The 18900-nt window shown below is 65.8% G+C and carries 24 protein-coding genes; 6 read left to right on the forward strand and 18 right to left on the reverse strand.

Going from position 1 to position 18900, the window contains the following annotated elements:
• The 6 genes from RBB31_RS12285 to RBB31_RS12310 all read right to left on the reverse strand — a co-directional run.
• The coding region (locus RBB31_RS12285) for an MATE family efflux transporter (protein ID WP_371931323.1) at positions 1-1272 on the reverse strand (1272 nt) is incomplete at its 3' end.
• A gap of 114 nt (positions 1273-1386) precedes the next feature.
• Positions 1387-2304: a nickel/cobalt transporter gene (locus RBB31_RS12290; protein ID WP_371931324.1), complete on the reverse strand. Its 918-nt coding sequence runs from the start codon at positions 2302-2304 to the stop codon at positions 1387-1389.
• Positions 2289-2927, reverse strand: a complete 639-nt coding sequence (locus RBB31_RS12295) for a DUF1007 family protein (RefSeq protein ID WP_306129596.1) — start codon at positions 2925-2927, stop codon at positions 2289-2291. The genes RBB31_RS12290 and RBB31_RS12295 overlap by 16 nt, the downstream gene beginning before the upstream one ends.
• A gap of 28 nt (positions 2928-2955) precedes the next feature.
• Positions 2956-3954 carry a Hint domain-containing protein gene (locus RBB31_RS12300; RefSeq protein WP_306129597.1) on the reverse strand — a complete coding sequence of 333 codons (999 nt, stop codon included), beginning with the start codon at positions 3952-3954 and terminating at the stop codon, positions 2956-2958.
• On the reverse strand, positions 3954-4451 hold the full coding sequence (locus RBB31_RS12305; protein ID WP_306129598.1) for a toxin-activating lysine-acyltransferase: 498 nt from the start codon (positions 4449-4451) through the stop codon (positions 3954-3956). The genes RBB31_RS12300 and RBB31_RS12305 overlap by 1 nt, the downstream gene beginning before the upstream one ends.
• Before the next feature lie 136 nt (positions 4452-4587).
• Positions 4588-4899 carry an ETC complex I subunit gene (locus RBB31_RS12310; protein WP_306129599.1) on the reverse strand — a complete coding sequence of 104 codons (312 nt, stop codon included), beginning with the start codon at positions 4897-4899 and terminating at the stop codon, positions 4588-4590.
• A 136-nt stretch (positions 4900-5035) separates the two neighbouring features.
• On the opposite strand from RBB31_RS12310, the gene RBB31_RS12315 reads away from it, so the two are divergent.
• From RBB31_RS12315 to RBB31_RS12325, 3 genes are all read left to right on the forward strand, one after another.
• Complete coding sequence (locus RBB31_RS12315) at positions 5036-5566, forward strand: superoxide dismutase family protein (RefSeq protein WP_306129600.1); 531 nt, start codon at positions 5036-5038, stop codon at positions 5564-5566.
• Positions 5567-5641: 75 nt separating this feature from the next.
• Positions 5642-7843 carry an excinuclease ABC subunit UvrB gene (gene uvrB, locus RBB31_RS12320; RefSeq protein ID WP_306129601.1) on the forward strand — a complete coding sequence of 734 codons (2202 nt, stop codon included), beginning with the start codon at positions 5642-5644 and terminating at the stop codon, positions 7841-7843.
• Between the two features lie 36 nt (positions 7844-7879).
• Entirely contained in the window at positions 7880-8128 is a 249-nt protein-coding gene (locus tag RBB31_RS12325; RefSeq protein ID WP_306129602.1) for an aspartate aminotransferase, read from the forward strand.
• Between the two features lie 45 nt (positions 8129-8173).
• Here RBB31_RS12325 and RBB31_RS12330 read toward each other — a convergent pair whose 3' ends face one another.
• Positions 8174-8491: an antibiotic biosynthesis monooxygenase gene (locus tag RBB31_RS12330; RefSeq protein ID WP_306129603.1), complete on the reverse strand. Its 318-nt coding sequence runs from the start codon at positions 8489-8491 to the stop codon at positions 8174-8176.
• A gap of 39 nt (positions 8492-8530) precedes the next feature.
• Positions 8531-9271 carry a hypothetical protein gene (locus RBB31_RS12335; RefSeq protein ID WP_306129604.1) on the reverse strand — a complete coding sequence of 247 codons (741 nt, stop codon included), beginning with the start codon at positions 9269-9271 and terminating at the stop codon, positions 8531-8533.
• 126 nt (positions 9272-9397) lie between these two features.
• On the opposite strand from RBB31_RS12335, the gene RBB31_RS12340 reads away from it, so the two are divergent.
• Complete coding sequence (locus RBB31_RS12340) at positions 9398-9892, forward strand: hypothetical protein (protein WP_306129605.1); 495 nt, start codon at positions 9398-9400, stop codon at positions 9890-9892.
• 59 nt (positions 9893-9951) lie between these two features.
• Here RBB31_RS12340 and RBB31_RS12345 read toward each other — a convergent pair whose 3' ends face one another.
• The 6 genes from RBB31_RS12345 to RBB31_RS12370 form a co-directional block, all read right to left on the reverse strand.
• On the reverse strand, positions 9952-10701 hold the full coding sequence (locus tag RBB31_RS12345) for a hypothetical protein (RefSeq protein WP_306129606.1): 750 nt from the start codon (positions 10699-10701) through the stop codon (positions 9952-9954).
• A gap of 75 nt (positions 10702-10776) precedes the next feature.
• Positions 10777-11727, reverse strand: coding sequence for an SH3 domain-containing protein (locus tag RBB31_RS12350; protein ID WP_306129607.1), 951 nt, complete (start codon positions 11725-11727; stop codon positions 10777-10779).
• A 195-nt stretch (positions 11728-11922) separates the two neighbouring features.
• Positions 11923-12150, reverse strand: coding sequence for a zf-TFIIB domain-containing protein (locus RBB31_RS12355; RefSeq protein ID WP_306129608.1), 228 nt, complete (start codon positions 12148-12150; stop codon positions 11923-11925).
• Positions 12151-12263: 113 nt separating this feature from the next.
• A complete protein-coding gene (locus RBB31_RS12360) occupies positions 12264-13178 on the reverse strand; it encodes a DMT family transporter (protein ID WP_306129609.1) in 915 nt (304 codons plus the stop codon).
• 52 nt (positions 13179-13230) lie between these two features.
• Positions 13231-13629: a DUF4864 domain-containing protein gene (locus tag RBB31_RS12365; RefSeq protein ID WP_306129610.1), complete on the reverse strand. Its 399-nt coding sequence runs from the start codon at positions 13627-13629 to the stop codon at positions 13231-13233.
• 60 nt (positions 13630-13689) lie between these two features.
• Positions 13690-14133, reverse strand: coding sequence for a c-type cytochrome (locus RBB31_RS12370; RefSeq protein WP_306129611.1), 444 nt, complete (start codon positions 14131-14133; stop codon positions 13690-13692).
• A gap of 267 nt (positions 14134-14400) precedes the next feature.
• On the opposite strand from RBB31_RS12370, the gene RBB31_RS12375 reads away from it, so the two are divergent.
• Both RBB31_RS12375 and RBB31_RS12380 read left to right on the forward strand, forming a co-directional pair.
• The gene (locus RBB31_RS12375) at positions 14401-14586 is read left to right on the forward strand and encodes a hypothetical protein (RefSeq protein WP_306129612.1); all 186 of its coding nucleotides are present in this window, start codon (positions 14401-14403) and stop codon (positions 14584-14586) included.
• 63 nt (positions 14587-14649) lie between these two features.
• Complete coding sequence (locus RBB31_RS12380) at positions 14650-14940, forward strand: hypothetical protein (protein ID WP_306129613.1); 291 nt, start codon at positions 14650-14652, stop codon at positions 14938-14940.
• Here the strand turns inward: RBB31_RS12380 and RBB31_RS12385 are convergent.
• From RBB31_RS12385 to RBB31_RS12400, 4 genes are all read right to left on the reverse strand, one after another.
• Positions 14937-15920: an Ldh family oxidoreductase gene (locus RBB31_RS12385; protein WP_306129614.1), complete on the reverse strand. Its 984-nt coding sequence runs from the start codon at positions 15918-15920 to the stop codon at positions 14937-14939. The two genes, RBB31_RS12380 and RBB31_RS12385, sit on opposite strands and share 4 nt — an antisense overlap.
• 35 nt (positions 15921-15955) lie before the next feature.
• Positions 15956-16639: an ABC transporter ATP-binding protein gene (locus tag RBB31_RS12390; RefSeq protein WP_306129615.1), complete on the reverse strand. Its 684-nt coding sequence runs from the start codon at positions 16637-16639 to the stop codon at positions 15956-15958.
• The gene (locus RBB31_RS12395; RefSeq protein WP_306129616.1) at positions 16632-17945 is read right to left on the reverse strand and encodes a lipoprotein-releasing ABC transporter permease subunit; all 1314 of its coding nucleotides are present in this window, start codon (positions 17943-17945) and stop codon (positions 16632-16634) included. The genes RBB31_RS12390 and RBB31_RS12395 overlap by 8 nt, the downstream gene beginning before the upstream one ends.
• Positions 17946-18269: 324 nt before the next feature.
• The gene (locus RBB31_RS12400) at positions 18270-18779 is read right to left on the reverse strand and encodes a DUF2937 family protein (protein WP_306129617.1); all 510 of its coding nucleotides are present in this window, start codon (positions 18777-18779) and stop codon (positions 18270-18272) included.
• Positions 18780-18900: the final 121 nt, after the last annotated feature.

The raw sequence follows: 18900 nt of genomic DNA on the forward strand, positions 1-18900 counted from the left end.
CAGCCAGATGCCCACGCCGCCCCAGCCCAGCCAGAACCCCATGGCGTAACTGACCGGCACGCCGACGACCCAATAGCTGACGGCGGCGATCCACATCGGCACGCGCGTGTCCTGCACGCCCCGCAACAACCCCAGCGCCATCACCTGCGCGGCGTCCACCAGCTGAAACAGCGCCGCCGCCGCCAACAAACCGACCCCCACGGCGATCACCGCCGCCCGATCGGGCTCATCGGGGTTCAGGAACGCCGCGATCATCGGCTCCGGCAGCGCCAGGAACAGCACAACCGTCACCGCCGCAAAGGCGCCCGACAGCGCCAGCACCACCTTCGCGCCGTCGCGCAATCCCGGCCCGTCCCCGCGCCCGAACGCGTTGCCCGCCCGGATCGTGGCGGCGTTGCTCAGCCCCACATGCACCATGAAGGTCAGCGAACTCACCTGCAGCGCGATACCGTGCGCGGCCAGCGCGATCGTGCCCAGCCAGCCCATCATCACGGTCGAGGCGGCGAACAGCCCCACCTCCGCCAGGCTGGTGATCCCGATCGGCCATCCCAGGCGAAACACCTGCCCGAACGCTTCCCAATCCGGCCGCCACACCCGGGAAAACAGCGCGTGCTCGGGCGTCACCTTCGCGGCATAGACCGCCAGCGCCACGAAGCTCGCGCTCGTCACCACCAGCGACGCCACGGCGGCCCCGCGCACCCCCATCTCGGGCGCGCCCCAGTTGCCGAAGATCAGCGCGTAATTCACCACCACGTTCAGCCCCACGGCCGCTACAGTGACCCACAACACCACCTGCGTCCGTTCCTGCGCCGCCAGGTGCGATTTCAGCACCATCACCAGCAGGGCCGGGAACAACGCGAACCCAACGATCTCGGCATAATCCCCCGCCAGTGCCGCGGTCCCCGCCTCCTGCCCCGTGGCCAGGAACAGCGGCCCCGACCAGATCATCACCGGCAGCGCGCAGGCAGCGAACAGCACCGAGGCCCAGCCTCCCATCCGCGTCACCCGCCGCACCTGCGTCTCGTCTCCGGCGCCTTGCGCCGCCGCCACCAGCGGCATCACCGCCCAGGCAAAGCCCGACCCGAAAATGAACAGCACGAAAAACAGCGTGCCCCCCAGCACCTCGGCCGCCAGCGCCTCGACCGAGTACCAGCCAAGCATCAGCGCATCCGTGAGCGTGATCGCCATCTGCGCCAGGTGGCTGCCCACCAGCGGAAGCCCCAGCTTCAGCGCCGCCCGCCCGTGCTCGCGATATGTCATCTCCCCGCTCATGGCAAAGCCATTAGAGGGTTTCCCGCGCCGGCAAAACCCCTTTCACCCGGCCCGCACAACGCCGCGCGGCGTCCCACTTTTTCTTGCCCGAAATACTCATGGCGCAGTGGCGCCCTACGGCACCGCCGCCACCAGTTGCAGCGACACCACCGCGATCAGCGCACCGGCGGCAATCTCGATCACCGGCAGGGCCTTGGCCCCCGCCCCGCCCGTGGCCAACCGCGCCAGCACGCCTTGCCGCAGGCTGACAGCCGCCAGGGCCACCACCATGGTGACGCTCGCCGTACCCAGCCCCATGATGAACGCGCCCGCTATGCCCGCCAGATCGATCCCGAATCGCCATGTCAGGATCAGCAGGAACAGTGCCCCGGTGCAGGGCCGGATCGCCACCGCACCGACCAGCGCCACCGCCTCGCGCCAGCCATGCACGTTGGCCGCTTCCTGCACGCTCGGCCCGTGCCGGTGCCCGCAGGAGGAACACACCCCGTCGTCGTGATCATGTGCATGGTGATGATGATCGTGATCCTGGCTCCGCGCCCTGGCCCGCCACAGCTTCATCGCGCCGCGAAGCACCAGCCACAGCCCCACCAGCGCGATCGCGCCATAGCTTGCCGCAGTCAGCGTCCGGTCCGCCAGACCCGTCACCGCCTCGCGCCCCAGCCCCAGCGCGTAAACCCCCGCATAAACCAGACAAACCGCCGCCGCCGCCTGCGCCAGACTCGATGCCAGCGCAAGGCTTACCAACCGTTTGACCGGCACCGCCCGGCCCACGCCGTACCCGCCGATCAGCAGCTTGCCGTGCCCCGGCCCCGCCGCGTGAAAGAAACCATAGGCAAAACAGATCCCCCACAGACCCAGCAATGCCCCGGCCTCCCCGGCCCGCAACTTCTGCAGATAGCCCGCCATCGACTGCTGCACCTCGCGCTGGCCCTCCAGCGCCCAGGCCTGCAGGTCAGCGGCCCCGCCAAAACCCCACAGCCAGACCGCCAGCGCCGCCACGCCCAGCCCGAGTGCCGTCACGACCCCGCGCACGTCACCTCGGCGGTATAGGCAAAGTGGACACCCACCTTCGCCTCTTCAAAGAACATCTCGTCATCGCTATTGCCCATCTCGGCCACCCGCGCATCGGCGGCCTCCTTGTCCGGCGGCATGATCTGCGCCGCGCAGCCGTCGGGCAGGCCGTCCATTCCCACAAGGCTCAGCGCCGCGTAATAATAGGGGTCGTACGGCTGCAGCCGCAGCGTGTCGCCCGCGCCGATCTCTACCGCCTCGACCGGCCGACGATGCCGCGTGACCAGCGCCCCGTCCTGCATCCCCACCGACAGCGCCTTTGCCGGACCAAGCTCTACCGCCCGGCCCTCGTGAGTGGCAAAAAGCGCGCCGTCAAATCCCTCGGGCCAGTCCTGAAGGTCGAATCCCAGCAGCACCGTTTTCTCCTCGTCCGTCAGGCTCAGATCGGCGTCGGTATCGAGCCCCCGGTCACTCAGTACCAACATGGTGAACAGCGGGTCATACAGCCACGTCACCTCGATTGCATCGACACGCCCTTCCGCATCGGTCTCCAGGGTCAGCGTCACATCGACGAAGACATGCGGATGCGCCCGCGCCATCGGCGCGGCGATCAGGCAGAGAAGAAAGGTCGAGACACGCCACATGCGGACAAGCTCTAGGCCGAAGCGACCGTCACCGCAAGCACGGCTCGCCCGGCCAGCCGACAGGTAGCGGCAGGCTGCCAGCCCCCCGCCCCCGCAAGACATTCAGGAGTTCAGGCACGTCCGGCATCGCCTTGCGCATCAGCCGCGCCTCGTGCCGCTTCAGCACCGGCCGCGCCGTCGGGCCATAGCTCGTCGGCAGGCTCCGCAGCTCGGGGAACAGCGCCAGCACCTCCTGCCGCGTCTCGTCCCCGAACCCGTTCAGCCCCAGCTCGCCGGGAAAGAAGCTTTCGCTGGCGCAACCACTCGACTGCACCACCTGGTGATGGTCGAACAGCAGGTGATGATAGGACACGCGCGGCACCGTCTCCGTGCGCACCCCCTGCCCGTTCTCCAGCAGGCGCACCGGGCACAGCACCTCCTCCGCGCCGGTCAGCAGCGCCACCGACGGATCGCGGATCAGCAGTCGGTGCTGCGGCGATACCAGGATATCGCGCTCCGGCACCCCCGGCGCCAGCGCATCCTTGCAGATCCGCACCGGCCGGAACGCGGCCATTTCCGGTCCGGCGTAAAGGTCGATCTCCCGGTGCCCCGTCCAGGTCAGCGCCTGCGGCCCGTGATCGCGGGTCAGCACCATGTCGCCCGCTCTCAGGTCCTCCACCGGGCGCGGCCCCAGGGGCGTGTCGATCAGCGTCCCTTTCACGAAACAGGGCGGCTCGTCGGCGCCGTTGATGGTGATCGTTATGGTCGAGCTGCCCCGGGTGGAGTTGACCGTGAACACCTCAGTAAGGGTCTCGCCGCTGTCCAGGGCCTGGATCGCCGCGTTTGAATTGTCGGCGCGGTAGGTCCAGTTGCCGTTTCTGTCGATGACCAGCCGGCTGCCATAGGCGCCGTTGATCGTCGCCGGTGTCCACTGCCCCGCATCTCCCAGCAGCCCGCTGAAATCGATATCGCCGCTCGCGGTCAGGAACCCGCCGACAACGCCCTCGTCCTCGGTCACCTCGCCCGTATCCGGCACCGGAAATCCCATCAGGCCACCGATTTTCCGTCGGCGGCTATGCCGAAGGCGCGCACGCGGTCCCGTGCCCCTGCCCGCAAATCGCCGCGTACCACCTTCCGCGCCGCGCCCGCCTTGCCCAGACGGGCATAATAGAAAGGCTCCTGTGGCGGATCGCGGGCGATATGGCGCGCCACGATCCGTCCGTGATCGAACGGCGCCAGAATATCCAGGAACCACAGGTTTCGCCCGGCGGTCCACTCGGCGGCCTCCGGCGGCGTCTGGTCGAACAGCATCCGCTCGCTGACCTCGTCGCTCAGCCGCGCCCAGATCACCGCGGCACAGACCTGCCCCGCGTCATTGTCGAAAAACCGCACGCAATCCGCGTTCACCGCCGGCACGAAGATCCGCGCCAGCCCCGCACCGGGAAACCGACGGTGGAGCGGGCAGAAGCCCGCAAGGAAATGCAACTTGCCCAGCGCCAGCAACTGCCGGTCGAATTCAGTCGATTCGCCTGAGAGACCGCCCATGCGCGGCCTTGCCTGTTCGTTCCTGCCCATTCCGCCGTTTTTCTGTTTATGTCCGGAATGACAAAACCCTAGGCCAAGGCCGCGAATCGCACAACTACAGATTTATTTTGGACACCCCTGCTCGGCGAATGCGTGCTCAGTGCGTCCACGCCCCGCGCCGGTTGGTCGCAAAGTTCTCGCCATATCCGCCCTTGCGGATGTTGGGCTTGCGCTTGTGCGGCTCGGCGACGACCACGTCGATCCCGTGCTCCTTGGCATAGTCCAGCGCGGCCTCCTTGCTGGCGAACCGCAGCTTGACCTGCGCCTGGGTGTCCGATGAACTGGTCCAGCCCATCAGCGGGTCCACGTCGCGCCCGGTCTCGTTGACATGCTCCAGCACCCAGGTGTTGGTCTTGGCCTGCCCCGACTGTGTCGCGGTGCGCGCTGGCTGGTAGATACGTGCTGGCATGGCGTCCCTCCTGAAATGCGCGCCCGTTATCCCAAAATCAACGTCGCGCGGCAAGGCCACAAATTGGCCCGGCCGCGCGATGGAACCACGCACCGCCGCCACTCGTTTGCAACCCATGTGAACCTAGGAGGACACAATGCGATTTCACCCCATAGCGCACACCACTTTCTTCATGGCGGCAACTGCGCTCGCCACCGCTCCGGCCCTCGCCGACACCGATCAGGGCAATGGCTTCACGGCCCAGGTCGAAGGACAGGATGATGCGATCACCGGCACCGTGCGGATCACCCCTACCGCCTCGGGCGTGATGCTCGTCAGCGTCGACCTCGAAGGCGTCCCGGCCGGAACCCACGGCATCCATATCCACGAGACCGGTGATTGTTCGGCGTCCGATTTCAAATCCGCCGGCGGGCATCTTGCCGGCGATGCCAAGCACGGCGTCCTTGTCGAAGGCGGCCCGCACCCGGGCGATCTGCCCAATGCCGAAGTGGGCGATGACGGCAGGCTCGTGGTCAACCACTTCAATGAACGCCTGACGGCAGAGCAACTCACCGACGACGACGGGGCCGCGTTCATCGTGCATTCGGGCGCCGATGATTACGAGTCGCAGCCCTCGGGAGATGCCGGCTCGCGGATCGCCTGTGGCGTCTTCGAACCCGCCAGCTGAGGCACCGTTCCAGGTGGGGTTGAACTGCCCTGCCGACACATCAAGTATGGGGCGTTAACGAAAGGACCTTCGTTCATGCCCTATGCCCACTCCGACAAGACCACGCCGATGCTGCACGCCCCCGCGCCGGACGTTAAGTCCCGCGAGAAACTGGAGGGTGGCAAGCGCTTCGAAATGGTGACGGAGTTCCTGCCCGCAGGCGACCAGCCCACCGCCATCGCCGAGCTGTCGACGGGTGTCAAAGACGGCGAGCGGGATCAGGTTCTGCTGGGCGCCACCGGCACCGGCAAGACCTACACCATGGCATCGGTGATCGAGCAGACCCAACGCCCCGCCATCATCCTCGCCCCGAACAAGACCCTCGCGGCCCAGCTCTACGGCGAGTTCAAGAACTTCTTTCCCAACAACGCGGTCGAGTATTTCGTCAGCTATTACGACTACTACCAGCCCGAGGCCTACGTGCCGCGCTCGGACACCTATATCGAGAAGGAATCCCAGATCAACGAACAGATCGACCGGATGCGCCACTCCGCCACCCGCGCGCTGCTTGAGCGCGACGACGTGATCATCGTGGCCTCGGTCTCCTGCATCTACGGCATCGGGTCGGTCGAGACCTACGGCGCCATGACGCAGGACCTCAAGGTGGGGTCCGAATACGACCAGCGCTCGGTCATGGCCGATCTCGTCGCCCAGCAATACCGCCGCAACGACCAGGCCTTTCAACGCGGTTCGTTCCGCGTACGCGGCGACTCCCTCGAGATTTTCCCCGCCCACCTCGAAGACCGCGCCTGGAGGCTGAGCTTCTTCGGAGAAGAACTTGAATCCATTACGGAGTTCGACCCCCTGACGGGCGAGAAGACCGATTCTTTCGACCAGATCCGCGTCTACGCCAATTCGCACTACGTGACGCCCAAACCGACGATGCAGCAGGCGATCATCGGCATCAAGAAAGAGTTGCGCACCCGCCTCGACCAACTCGTCGGCGAAGGCAAACTGCTCGAGGCCCAACGCCTCGAGCAACGCACCAATTTCGACATCGAAATGCTCGAGGCAACGGGCGTCTGCAACGGCATCGAGAACTATTCGCGCTATCTGACCGGCCGCGCCCCGGGCGAGCCGCCCCCCACGCTGTTCGAGTTCATCCCGGACAATGCCATTGTTTTCGCCGACGAATCCCACGTCTCCGTCCCGCAGATCGGCGGCATGTACAAGGGCGACTACCGGCGCAAGTTCACCCTGGCTGAGCACGGCTTCCGCCTGCCCAGTTGCATGGACAACCGCCCCCTGAAGTTCGAGGAATGGGACGCCATGCGCCCGCAATCGGTCTTCGTCTCCGCCACGCCCGCCAAGTGGGAGATCGAGCAGACGGGCGGCGTCTTCACCGAACAGGTCATCCGCCCCACCGGCCTTCTGGATCCGCAGGTCGAAATCCGCCCGGTTGAGATGCAGGTGGATGATTTGCTCGACGAAGTGCGGAAGGTCTCTCAGGCCGGCTACCGCACGCTGGTGACCACGCTGACCAAGCGCATGGCCGAGGACCTGACAGAGTACCTGCACGAACAGGGCATCCGCGTGCGCTACATGCACTCCGACATCGATACCATTGAAAGAATTGAGATTCTTCGTGACCTGCGCCTCGGTGCCTTCGACGTTCTGATCGGCATCAACCTCTTGCGCGAGGGGCTCGATATCCCCGAATGCGGCCTCGTCGCCATTCTGGACGCGGACAAGGAAGGCTTCCTGCGCTCCGAAACCTCGCTGATCCAGACCATCGGCCGCGCCGCGCGCAACGCCGAGGGCCGCGTGATCATGTATGCCGACCGCATGACCGGCAGCATGGAACGCGCCATAGGCGAGACCAACCGCCGCCGCGAAAAGCAGATCGCCTATAATGAAGAACACGGCATAACCCCCGAAACTATCAGGAAAAATGTCGAGGACATCCTGCAAGGTCTCTACAAGGGCGACGTCGATATGAACCGCGTGACGGCCAAGGTCGACAAGCCCCTCGTCGGCGCCAACCTTCAGGCCCATCTGGACGGTCTGCGCACCGAGATGCGCAAGGCGGCCGAGAACCTGGAATTCGAGGAAGCCGCCCGCCTGCGCGACGAGGTCAAACGCCTCGAGGCCGTCGACCTCGCCGTCCACGACGACCCCCTGGCGCGCCAGTCCGCCGTCGAGGCCGCGTCGGACGCCGCCACGAAGTCACAGGGCCGGTCGACGGCGGGCCGACCGGGGCAACGGGGTGGGAATGTGAAGCGGAAGAAGCGAAGTTAACTTTGTGATAATCTTGCCTATGGCATTGTTCTTTTGATGCACAATCGAAACTCGCCTTTGTCGCCGGAAATATGGCTGAACGACCTGTTTGCGTCCAAAGCCGTACAGCAAGGCGGTGTCATCCGGCGCAAAGCGCGGGATATCGAGCGATTCGCTGGAATGGACAAGTTCCTGCGTGAAATTGATAGGCGTGGTTACCAAGTGGCAGAAAACGCTGGTCAGATTATTATTTTTTGCAATCGCGCGCCAATCAGGTGGATGACCGGAAAAGATCCGCTTTCTTGAAAAGAAAGCGGACCGAAATCTTTTCAAGATTTCGTTCGCCGCCCCTCAAAACACCCCCGCCACCTCGTACATCACCGGCTCGAACCGCGAGCACATGGCCGCAAATTCCCGGTTCCGCCGCCGCATCTCCTCGCTCCGCAGCATCGCCTGGAAATCCTCCCGCCGTTCCCATTGCGAGTAATTGGCGATCCGCGTCTGGGCGTCGTTCACATGCAGCGCGGCGGCGATGAACCCCTTCTGTTTCGAGATGAACTCCGCATAGGCCGCCTCCAGCGCCTCCAGCAAATCCGCGCAGGTTCCGGGCGAGCATTCGAACGTGGTCAAAACGGTCTGGCACGTGGCCCCGGCTTCGATCTTCAACATGGCACATCCTCCTCGACCCAAGCCTAGCACAAAGCGTCTTCAAAACGAGATCGTATCCACCAACCGCACCCGCACACCCTCGATCACCTGCTCCTGCCCCGGCACGCGGGCCGTCCTCAGCGTCTTCTGCTGCTGCAGGATCCGGTTCACCACCGCCTGATCCCGCGCCGACAGCCGGTTCTCGTGGCAGGCATCCGTCCGCGCCCACAGGTTGCGCGAGATCGGCCCCGCGATCGCGCTGGCCACCGTCTCCTGGCTGAAATCGCGCGCCACGATCCGCCGGTCGCGCTCCAGCGTCTTCAGCGTCTCGACGAAAATATCCACTGTCTCCTGAAAGCTCATGTCGCGGGTCTTGAGCTGTTCCGGCGTCGCGCCTGGGTCGTCCACACACCGCCGCGCCGCGAACAACCAGTCATGCACGATATAGACCGGGCCATAGCTCCACGGGGAAAACCCCCGGAACGCCTGCGCCACGCGCGGGATCGACCCGCCATCGGTGTACATCACACCCGGCGCGATCACTGCGGGCACCTCACCCTCGGGTCGGGTGAAGCGCAGTTCGAACCCTGGCACCGGCACATAGACGAACCGGCCGCCGCTGCCCGAAGCGGACGTGCTCTGCTCCAGCCAATAGACCGACACCGCGCCGTCGAACTGCCCCGCGCGGGCGCCTTCGAAATCCACCTCGGCACAGCCCGCGAGCGCTGCCAACGCGAACAATATCGCTCCCATCCGCCCCATCCAGACCCCTTCATTCCAACCGTCGCGCCACGTCAGCATGGCACGTTTCCGCCGATTGCCCAAACGCATCGGAACCTTTCCGGCCCGGACGCGGTTCATTCGCCGACCGCCACGGGGGGTGCGCCATGGGGCCACCCGGCGTTCGCCAAGAAAAGGAGTATAATGATGAAATCGTTTCTCAGAACCACCGCGCTGGCAGCGGTGCTTTCCCTGCCGCTCGCCGCGACCGCCGACGAAACCGCCGTCTCCGACATTTCCGTCGAGGCAGACCTGAGTTCCATCCAGAACGCCACCGCCGCCGGTGTCTGGGCCAACCTGCCCGCCGATCTCGAAAGCACCCTGGCCGTACAACTGGCCGACCAGATCGCTGCCGATGGCGAGGACGGGGCCCAGATCATGATCGACATCACCTCGGTCGAACTTGCCTCGTCGTTCGAGAGTGTCGCCGATCTGGCCGATTCGAGGATCTCCGGCGACGTGGTCATCGAACGGCCCGGCGACGAGTACGACCAGGCCTACAGCCTGACCGTCAGCGCCGAACAGGCCGCCGTGTTGCTTCCGGCCGGCGCGGACATCATGCTGCTCGCCCCCGGCAGCATGGAATTCTACAACGCGATGGTCGGCGCATTCGCCAACAACATCGTCGAGAAGATGCAGTAAAGACCGCCCCGCGTGATGCATCGCCCGCGCCGGTTCCGACCGGGGCGGGCTTTTTCGTGTCAGACCCGCAGCGCGCGCTCCGACAGCTTGCGGAAATAGGGGGCGTGATGGTGCAGGTAGTCCTGCAGATGCGGCACCCGTTCGACCAGCGCCTCGAATTCCATCTCCTTTCGCAGCATCTCCTCGGGGTCGGCCGTGCGAATGCCCGATGACGTGCTGGCCTCCTCGTGCCACGCGCTGACATGCTCCCAATCCTCGGGCGGCGCCTGCCAGTCGAACGCGGCCTCGGTATAGTTCAGCCCGATCCGCGCCCAGAGCGCGCGCATGATCCCCTTGGGATCGGCCCGCACCGCCTCGGCCTCGATCACCACGGGCGACAGCCCTTCGGCCTCCGCCGCCTGGTATAGCTGCCATTGCGCCTCTATGCCAACTTCCTCTCGCGTGAAATCCGGGTCCAGCTTGTGATAGCTCAGAAGCGACGCCACCGGCGGTCGCACCAGGAACACATGCGTGATCCGGCGCAGCATTTCGCGGTCCCCGAGCATCCGTGGCACCACGTAGAACGCCATGTCCTTGAAAAAGACCGGGCCAGCCTCGGCCCGCTCCTGCAGCATGTCGCAGATGCCTTCATAGGTGGTGGGATGCCCCGGCACCGGCTCGAAGCCGGGAAAATCACGGCCCTGGCCCACGTAATAGTCATACATGAACGGCTCGTGCAGCACGTCCAGATCGCCGCGCTCGCGCATGATCCGCTCCGTCGCCGTGGACATCGACCGGGGATGCGCCCAAAGCGCGATGATCTTGTGCATGCGACAGCCCTCCTGCCCCGAGCCTACGTCGCGCGCGGCAGAGTTGCTAGGTCTTTGTCACATCAGGATTTCCCGCTACAGCGCCCCCTCGTCGGTCAGCGACATGGGCCGTGTTGTGGACCCGTCCCTGTAGGCGATGCATTGCCAGGGCGCCTGCCCCGACCCCACGCCCACGATCACCTCTGTGCCAGCCTCGGAAAAGCTCGAACTCAGCACGACGACCTCCGCGTTGCCCGTCTCTTCGGTCACCGCCCGCAGGCAGGCCTGCCCGGCGGCATCCGGCGTGTCTGCCGATGTTGCGGTCGTCCCGGCCGCAGGATCATTGCTGCCTTCCACCAGGTAGTCGCCGGCGGCCCAGCCCTCGCCCCCCGGGTCGGCCAATGTCGCCACCCTGCACCAGCGTCGCGCCTCCTCCATCCGGCAGCCCAGGTTGCGAACGTTCTGCCCGTTGGCCAGCGTCGTCACCACAACCGCGCCGCCCGACGGGGCCGCGCGCAGGTTCAGCACGCCGCCGCCCGAGGTCGCCACGCGCAAGAAATCCGGCCCGCCCTGCAGCCCGTCGGCATAATCGTTCTGGACCGTGTCACCGGTTGCACCGTCGATGCTGATGGAAAGCTCGTAATCCGAGACCTCCGCGCGCCGCGCCGCGCTGCGCATCATGTAGACCGAGATCGTGTATTCTCCCGACCCCGGCAGCACTCCGTCAAACCGGTTCAGGTCGGGCACCATCTCGCCCATCATTCCGGCATTGGCCAACGCTTCGTCACCCGGTCCCTTGCCGGGCGCATAAACGTTGAAATACGTGGCCAGGTTGGACGGCTCCAGCCTCACCTGCATCCGCTGCCCGGCCTCTGCGCCCAGGGTGTAAAGCACGGTTTCATATCCGGTGATCCTGTCGGAGATCGTCGTGCCGTTGGTGCCAGCGGCAAAGCGGACTTCCTCCGTCCGCATTTCATCCTGCGCCCAAAGGACCGCCGATGTTCCGAAGGTCATCGCGATCGCAACGGCTAGAACTCGTCCGTTCATCCGGGGTCTCCCTCATCCCATAACTGTGCAGTCAAAGGCCCTGAAAACCGGAGAAAAACACCTTTTGAAAACCAAGGAGCCCGCACGCCGGACGGCGTGCAGGCCCACTATAGCACATCTCATGCACCAGCGGCCAGAATCCGGGTCGCTGATCGTTGCTGATCCTATCCCGCCCGAAGGCGGCGCCCCGAAGCTTCAGAAATCGAACAGATCTTCCAAAAAGCCGCCACGCTTCTTGCGCTTCTGCGGGCGGCCATCGGCCTGCCAGACGCGGGCGTCGGGCGCCTCGGGGGTGGTCCGCTCGATGATCTTGTCCAGTTCGCCACGGTCCAGCCACACCCCGCGGCATTGTGGGCAATAGTCGATCTCGACACCGGCGCGGTCGGTGATCACCAGCGTTTCTCCGTCAACCGGACATTTCATCGGGCAGTCCTCCTGTAATCCTACTCATGGCGTTTCAGATGGGCATCACCCGCCGGTTTCTCAAGCCTCGGCACCATGCATCGCCCGCACCGGCGGTCCGCCGCACACCCGGATCACCCTCGCCGCAGCACACGTCCGTCCGTCACCAACAGCCCCAGCGCAATCAGGCCGAAGCCGCCCCAGGCCACCGCTCCCAGCCGCTCGTCCAGAAAAGCCGCGCCAAGCCCGGCGGCAAAGGGCGGGATCATCAGCGTCACCAGCATCAGGTTCGCCGCCCCCGCGCGCCGCAGGATGGCGAAGTACAACAGGTAGGCCAGCGCCGTCGACAGCGCCGCAAGCGACAACAGCGCCGCCCAGACATGCACCGGCAAGTCGAACCGTGGCACCCCGTCCACCCACAGGGCCACCGGCAGCATCAGCAGGCTCGACCCCGCCAGCATTCCCAGCGCGTTCATCTGCGGCGGCTGCCCCGCCAGCGCCCGCTTGGCCCAGACGCTGGCCAGCGCATAGCTCAGCGCCGCGCCCAACACCGCAAGCTGCGCAAGGTTTCGCAGGTCCACGCCGCGCAACAGGTCCGGCCCCATGATCGCAGCCACCCCCGCCAGCCCCAGCAAGGCGCCCACGATCTTGCGCGGCAACAACGGCTCGTCACGCAACAAGACCCCCGCCACCACCGCGCCGAACACCGCCGTCGTGCCATTGAGGATCGAGGCCAGGCCGCTCTGAAGCTCCACTTGCGCCCAGAAGATCAGCGAGAACGGAATCGCGTTGTTCAGCGCCCCCATCACCAGATACGCGCCCCAGACCCGCGGCTCACGCGGCAGGCGCAGTCCCAGCGTCCGCACCACCACCCACAGGATCGGGACGGCCCAGACCACCCGGTGCAGGGTGATGGTCAGCGGCGGCACTTCGGTCAGCGCAATTTCCGCAAAGAAAAAGGACCCGCCCCAGACAGCGGCAAGTGCCAGCAGCATGAACGCGGAGACGGACGATATCGACGGGCTGACCTGCATGCCCCTTGCTGACATGAAGGCTGTTCATGCACGACCCGTTTCTTGCGGCAAACGCCACGCGGCCGGCTCAGACCACGCCGTCGCCGGTGCGCTTCAGCTGCACACCGTTGATCTTCCAGCCGCCGGGGCCCTGGATCATCTCGTATTCCAGCTCGTAATAGACCCCGTCCGCGCCCCGGATCAGCACGTCCTGCATCAGCGCATCGCCCTCGTCCCGCTCGCCCAGGAACTCGACCTCCGCAGGGCGCCAGACCATCGGATAGCCGTTGCGCACCATCTGTCCGAACCGTTCGGACGAGCCGAAGATGCCTTGAATCATCGGGCTGGCATAGGTGAAGGCGGTTTCGAAATCATCCTGTTGAAACGCCTCCATCTGGTCCGAGATCACCTGCCGCGCCGCATCGTCCGCGCGCGCCGGCAGGGCCAAAAGGAAAATCAGTACGAGAAAAGACAGAAAGCGGGTCATGAGAAAACTCCTTTGGCCACCAGATAGCCCGCCCCGCCCGCGCATCAAATACCGCCGCGTCTACTCCGCCTGGATCGACTGCAGGAACATCACGAGGTCCGCCACCGGCTGCGACATCATCACCGGCTGACCTGCCTCGGTGCGCACCGCCACCTGCGCGGTCGTGTCGAAGAATTCGCCGTAGACCGGCATGCTCGACCCGTGCGACACCAGCGGGTCGCGCCCGTCAATCCGCCGTGCCACGCGCGCCACCGGAAAGGTGCCGCCATGGCGGGCGGTCAGCGACGTCAGGTCCGACGGCTGCACCAGCAGCACCTCGCGCATCGGGCCGTGGCCATCCGCCTCGACCCCGTGGCAACTGACACAGTGCCGCGCGTACAGCGCGGCGCCGGCTCCGGCATCCCCTTCTGCCAGAACCGGCCCCGCGCCAAGGACCAGACTTGCAACCACCCTCGCCAGCCGCGGGCGTCCGGCCCCTCTCCCTTGCGAACTGACTGCGCTCATGTGCTCCTCCGGGCGTGCAACGATACCGCGTTCCGCAGTCCGGCATCTGTTCCGGTTGGGCTCAAGCGGCATCGCGGGACCAATCTGCACCGTCCCGGCCAGCCGCGCCTTGATCTGGATCATGTCGGCGCAGACGATATCCGCGCCGGGATCGTGCTGTCGGTGTCATCGTTGTCGCCCGACACTCTCGCTTCGGGCATGATTGAACGCCTCCGCCTGCCGCGCCGACGTATCTGCATCCCACACGAGATCAAAGGATGCTGACCCATGCCGCCGCTTCTAGCCGTTTCCTGGAAACCCGCCCTGCGCCTCGGAGCCGGCCTGCTGGTCATGGCGCTCACCACCCCACAGGCCGGCGGCGCCGCCATGTCCTGCGATCCGCGATTCGACCGGCTGCCGCCCCCGGCCCACGCGGTGCCGCCAACCATCGCAGCCTGCGCTCAAGCGCGCTGACATCACTCTTCAGTTTCCGCCCGAACGTCCTATATCTTTTCTGTCAGACAACAGGAGGTTCCGATGTACCGAGCTTTAACCGTGACAGCCCTCTGCGCCGCGCTGGCCACCCCGGCCCTTGCCCTCGACTTCGAGGAGCCCGATCCGGCCGATCTGGTGCCGGCCCACTTCAGCGCCGCCGATTTCGCGCGGCTCGACCAATACGACCTCTACGACGTGACGCTGGCGCTCAAGCGGGGCCGCAACATCCGGCTGGCCGACTGCACCCCGTCGCAAAGCCGCGCCATCTTCGAGGCGTCCTACGACCAGCGCGCCCCGGCCTTGGACATGTTGCGCACGACCTGTGCGGGTTAACCCGCCCCCGCCAGTCGCCGCGCCAGATCCCAGGCCTCGGGGTCGACCGTCGCCGGGTCGCTGACCGCCCGCGCCTGTCCCGGCATCCGTGCGCCTTCGTCCCGCTGCACGGCCTCCGAGACTTGGGCGAGCCTGTCAAAGAACGCCCCACCGGATACGTCAGGGTCCATGATCAGGTAGAAATCGCCGATGTCGTGCGGCGCCCCCTCGGGCGCCTTCAGCGGCCCAAGGTCCACACCCGCCCGGCTGCCCGTCATCCCAGCCGCCAGCATCTCCGCCATCAAGCCGAATCCCCAGCCCTTGTAGCCCCCCATGCTGACAAGCGAGCCCTTGAGGGCCGCCTCGGGGTCGGTCGTCGGCCTGCCATCCGCATCGACGGCCCAGCCTTCTGGGATGGCCGCTCCGGCGGCCTTGGCCATGGTGATCTTGCCCAGCGCCACGGTGGTGGTGGACTGGTCGAACAGCATCGCCACGCCGCCCTCGCCATCCGGCACGGCAAAAGAGATCGGGTTGGTCCCGATCACGCGGGATTTTCCTCCCGGCGGCGCCACCACCGGTGTCGCATTGGTCATGCCCAGCACGATGAACCCTTCCCGCGCGATTTGCGCCGTGAAGTACCCCAAACTGGTGCAGGTATGCGCATGACAGACCGCCAGGCTGATCGTGCCCATCTCGCGCGCCGCGCGCACAGCCTCCGGCAGCGCCCTGGAGAACGCCGCCTGCGCGAAACCGAACTTCGCGTCGACCTCCACCACACCGGGCCGCGGCTTGCTGACCTCCGGCACCGCGTCGCCCTTCACCCGGCCGGTCTGCAATTGCTGACAATAGCTTTCAAGGTAATACAGCCCGCAGATCCGGTTCCCCAGGCCTTCCGCCTCGCGCACCGCCGCCGCAACCTCAGCCGCGATCCAGTCCTCGGCACCATGCATTACCAGCGCCGCCTTCGCCGTCGCCTCGATCTCGTCCAACGTCACCTGCATGGCACCCCCCGTTTTCGCTCGCGTAGGGTGGGGTTTCACCCCACCACGATCCGCCCGGCTTCCAACTTCACCACCCGGTCCATCCGCGCCGCCAGCTCCATGTTATGCGTCGCGATCAGCGCCGCCAGCCCGGTGCCCCGCACCAGCTCCATCAGCGCCGCGAAGACTTGATCCGACGTGCCTGGGTCCAGGTTCCCCGTCGGCTCGTCCGCCAGCAGCAAGCGCGGCGAATTGGCCAGCGCCCGGCAGAACGCCACCCGCTGCTGCTCGCCGCCCGACATCGCGCTCGGTCGATGCCCCGCCCGGTCGGCAATACCGACCTGCGTCAGCAACTCGGTCGCCCGCGCCTCGGCCACCTTGCGGCCGATCCCGTCCGCCAGCTGCGGCAGCACGATGTTCTCCTTCGCGGTGAACTCCGGCAACAGGTGATGAAACTGGTAGACGAACCCCACTTCCTGCCGCCGCGTGATCGTGCGCCGCCGGTCCGAGCGGCCCACCATGTCCTCGCCGCCGATCTCGACCGTACCGGCATCGGCCGTGTCCAGCAGCCCCGCGATATGCAACAGCGTCGACTTGCCCGCCCCCGAGGGCGCCACCAGCGCCACCATCTCACCCGCGCCGATCGTCAGGTCCACGCCCGACAAAACCGTCACCGCGTTGGAGCGGCCCTTGTTATAGGTCTTTTCGACCCCCGCCAGCCTCAGCATCGCTTCACTCATAGCGCAGCGCCTCCACCGGGTTCATCCGTGCCGCCCGCCGGGCGGGGAAAATCGTCACCACGAAGCTCAGGAAGAGCGACAGGCCCACCGCACTCATCACATCCCAGAACTCCAGCTTGGCGGGCAGGAAATAGATCCCCCGCGTGTCGGGCGTCCAGATCGGCTGATCGCTGAAACTGTCCAGAATGGCAAAGATCTGGTCGATATAAATGGCAAAGAGACACCCCAGCACCGTGCCCATCACCGTGCCGATGATCCCTATAAAGGCCCCGCACATGAAGAACACGCGCAGCACCGACCCTTCGGTCAGCCCCATGGTGCGCAGGATGCCGATGTCCCGCCCCTTGTTCTTGACCAGCATGATCAGGCCACTGGTAATGTTCATCGCCGCGATCAGCACGAGGATCGACAGGATGATGAACATCACGTTGTCCTCCACCTCCAGCGCCCGCAGAAACCCGCTGCTGGAATCCCGCCAGGTCCAGATCTGCGTATTCTCCCCGGCGGCGTTGAGCAGCTCCAGCGCCATGTCGTTCACCCGCTCCGGCTCCTCGATCATCACCTCGATCTCGTCCGCCTTGCCCTCGCTGTTGAAGAAGCTCTGCGCCTCTTCGAACGGCAGGTACACGCGCACCCGATCGATATCGTACCGACCCGCGCTGAAGACATAGACCACGTCATAAGCGTTCACCCGCGGACTGGTGCCCAAGGCGGTGCGATTGCCGGTGGGGTTGATCACCCTGATCTTGTCGCCCACGCCGATGCCCAGAGTGCTGGCCACACCAGACCCGATAGCGATGGGAAAGACCCCTGTCTCGGCTGCGTCCTGCGCGAAATCCTCGATGCTCCCCTGCGCCGTTTCCGGGTCCGCGATCCGTGGCAGGCCCTTGAGGTCCTCCAGCGTGATCCCCCGCACCTCGACGCCCGCATTCCGGTCGCCCACGGTAGCCAGAACCTGGTTCTTGATCAACGGCGCGGCGCGCGTGACGCCCTCGACCTGCCGCAACCGCTCGGCCATCGCCTCGTAATCCGTGATCTGCCGGTCGATGCGGCCGGTCTGCTGATCCACCGTGCCTGCGTTGTAGACCGTCACATGCGCGTTCGACCCCAGGATCGTGTCCACGAACTCGGCCCGAAAGCCGGCCCGCACAGCCAGCGTGGCAATCAGCGCGAACACCGCCAGCGTGATGCCGATCAGGCTGATCCACGTCATCACGCTGACCCCGCCCTCGGCCCGCTTGGCCCGCAGGTAGCGCCACGCGATCATCGTCTCGAAGGCGGAAAACGGCTTGGGCTGAACTGCCACGATGGGGACCTCGGGGTACGTTATGCGTCTCTGCGGTGTATCCGGTGCCGGGATAAGGTCAACCCCGGTTTCGCAAACGAACCCAACGGAGGAACCAAGCCCCGCGCGGAATCAAGGCCGAAGGCCGCCGCGCGATCGCCAGACCGCCCCCCGGGCTGGCGATTGGGTGACGTTAGTGCTTCGATCCGAGGTTTTCTGGATGTGGCAACAATAAAGTGCATTGAGCACCACTCGGGTCGCCAGCCCGCGGTCTGGCAATCGCGCGGCTCGTGTTCGTCTTGGCCGCACCGTTCCCGGACTAATCCGTCAGAGTTTTCGCCCAACCTACTCCGCCGGTGTCGCCACCGGCCTGCGCCGCACGATCCGGCCCAGGCCGCCCAGCAGCATCCCAATCAGCGTATACCCCGCCAGGAAACCGCCCAGGCCAAAGCCCGCTCCCGCCACCGTCGCCGGCACCGCAGGCTCGAAATCGCCCCAGGTCTTCTGCGCCAGTTCCGGGTCCAGGTACTGCCACCCGATCAGCGCCGCGCTGACCGAATTGGTCGTGCGCAGATGCTCCAGATGCGCAGACAACCGCTCATGCCGGATCAGGACCTGCCCCATGCTCTCGCTGCGCGCCCGCGCCATGGCGGTTCCGCGCGCCAGATCGCTCAGCGCCGCGTCGCGGCTCAGGCCAAGCGCCGCGGCATCCGCATCGAACCGCTCCACCACCCATGCCAATTCATCCACAGCGCCCGACAGGCGCTGCTTGTACTGTTGGGAAAACTCGGGAAATTGCGACGCGGCCAGTGCACAGCACAGCCCGCCCGCCAGGGCCAGTCCCTTGATGATCATTGCTCTGCCTCGTTTTGTCGTCTTTTGTTTTGAGGCAAGTATAGCGCGTTTCGCGCAAATCCAGAAACAAGATTATCGTGACCGGGCGCGGCACCGGCTCAGGCCCCGCGCCGCAGGCCCG

Origin of the sequence: Roseovarius sp. MMSF_3350, assembly GCF_030733425.1 — a bacterium.
GTDB lineage: Bacteria > Pseudomonadota > Alphaproteobacteria > Rhodobacterales > Rhodobacteraceae > Roseovarius.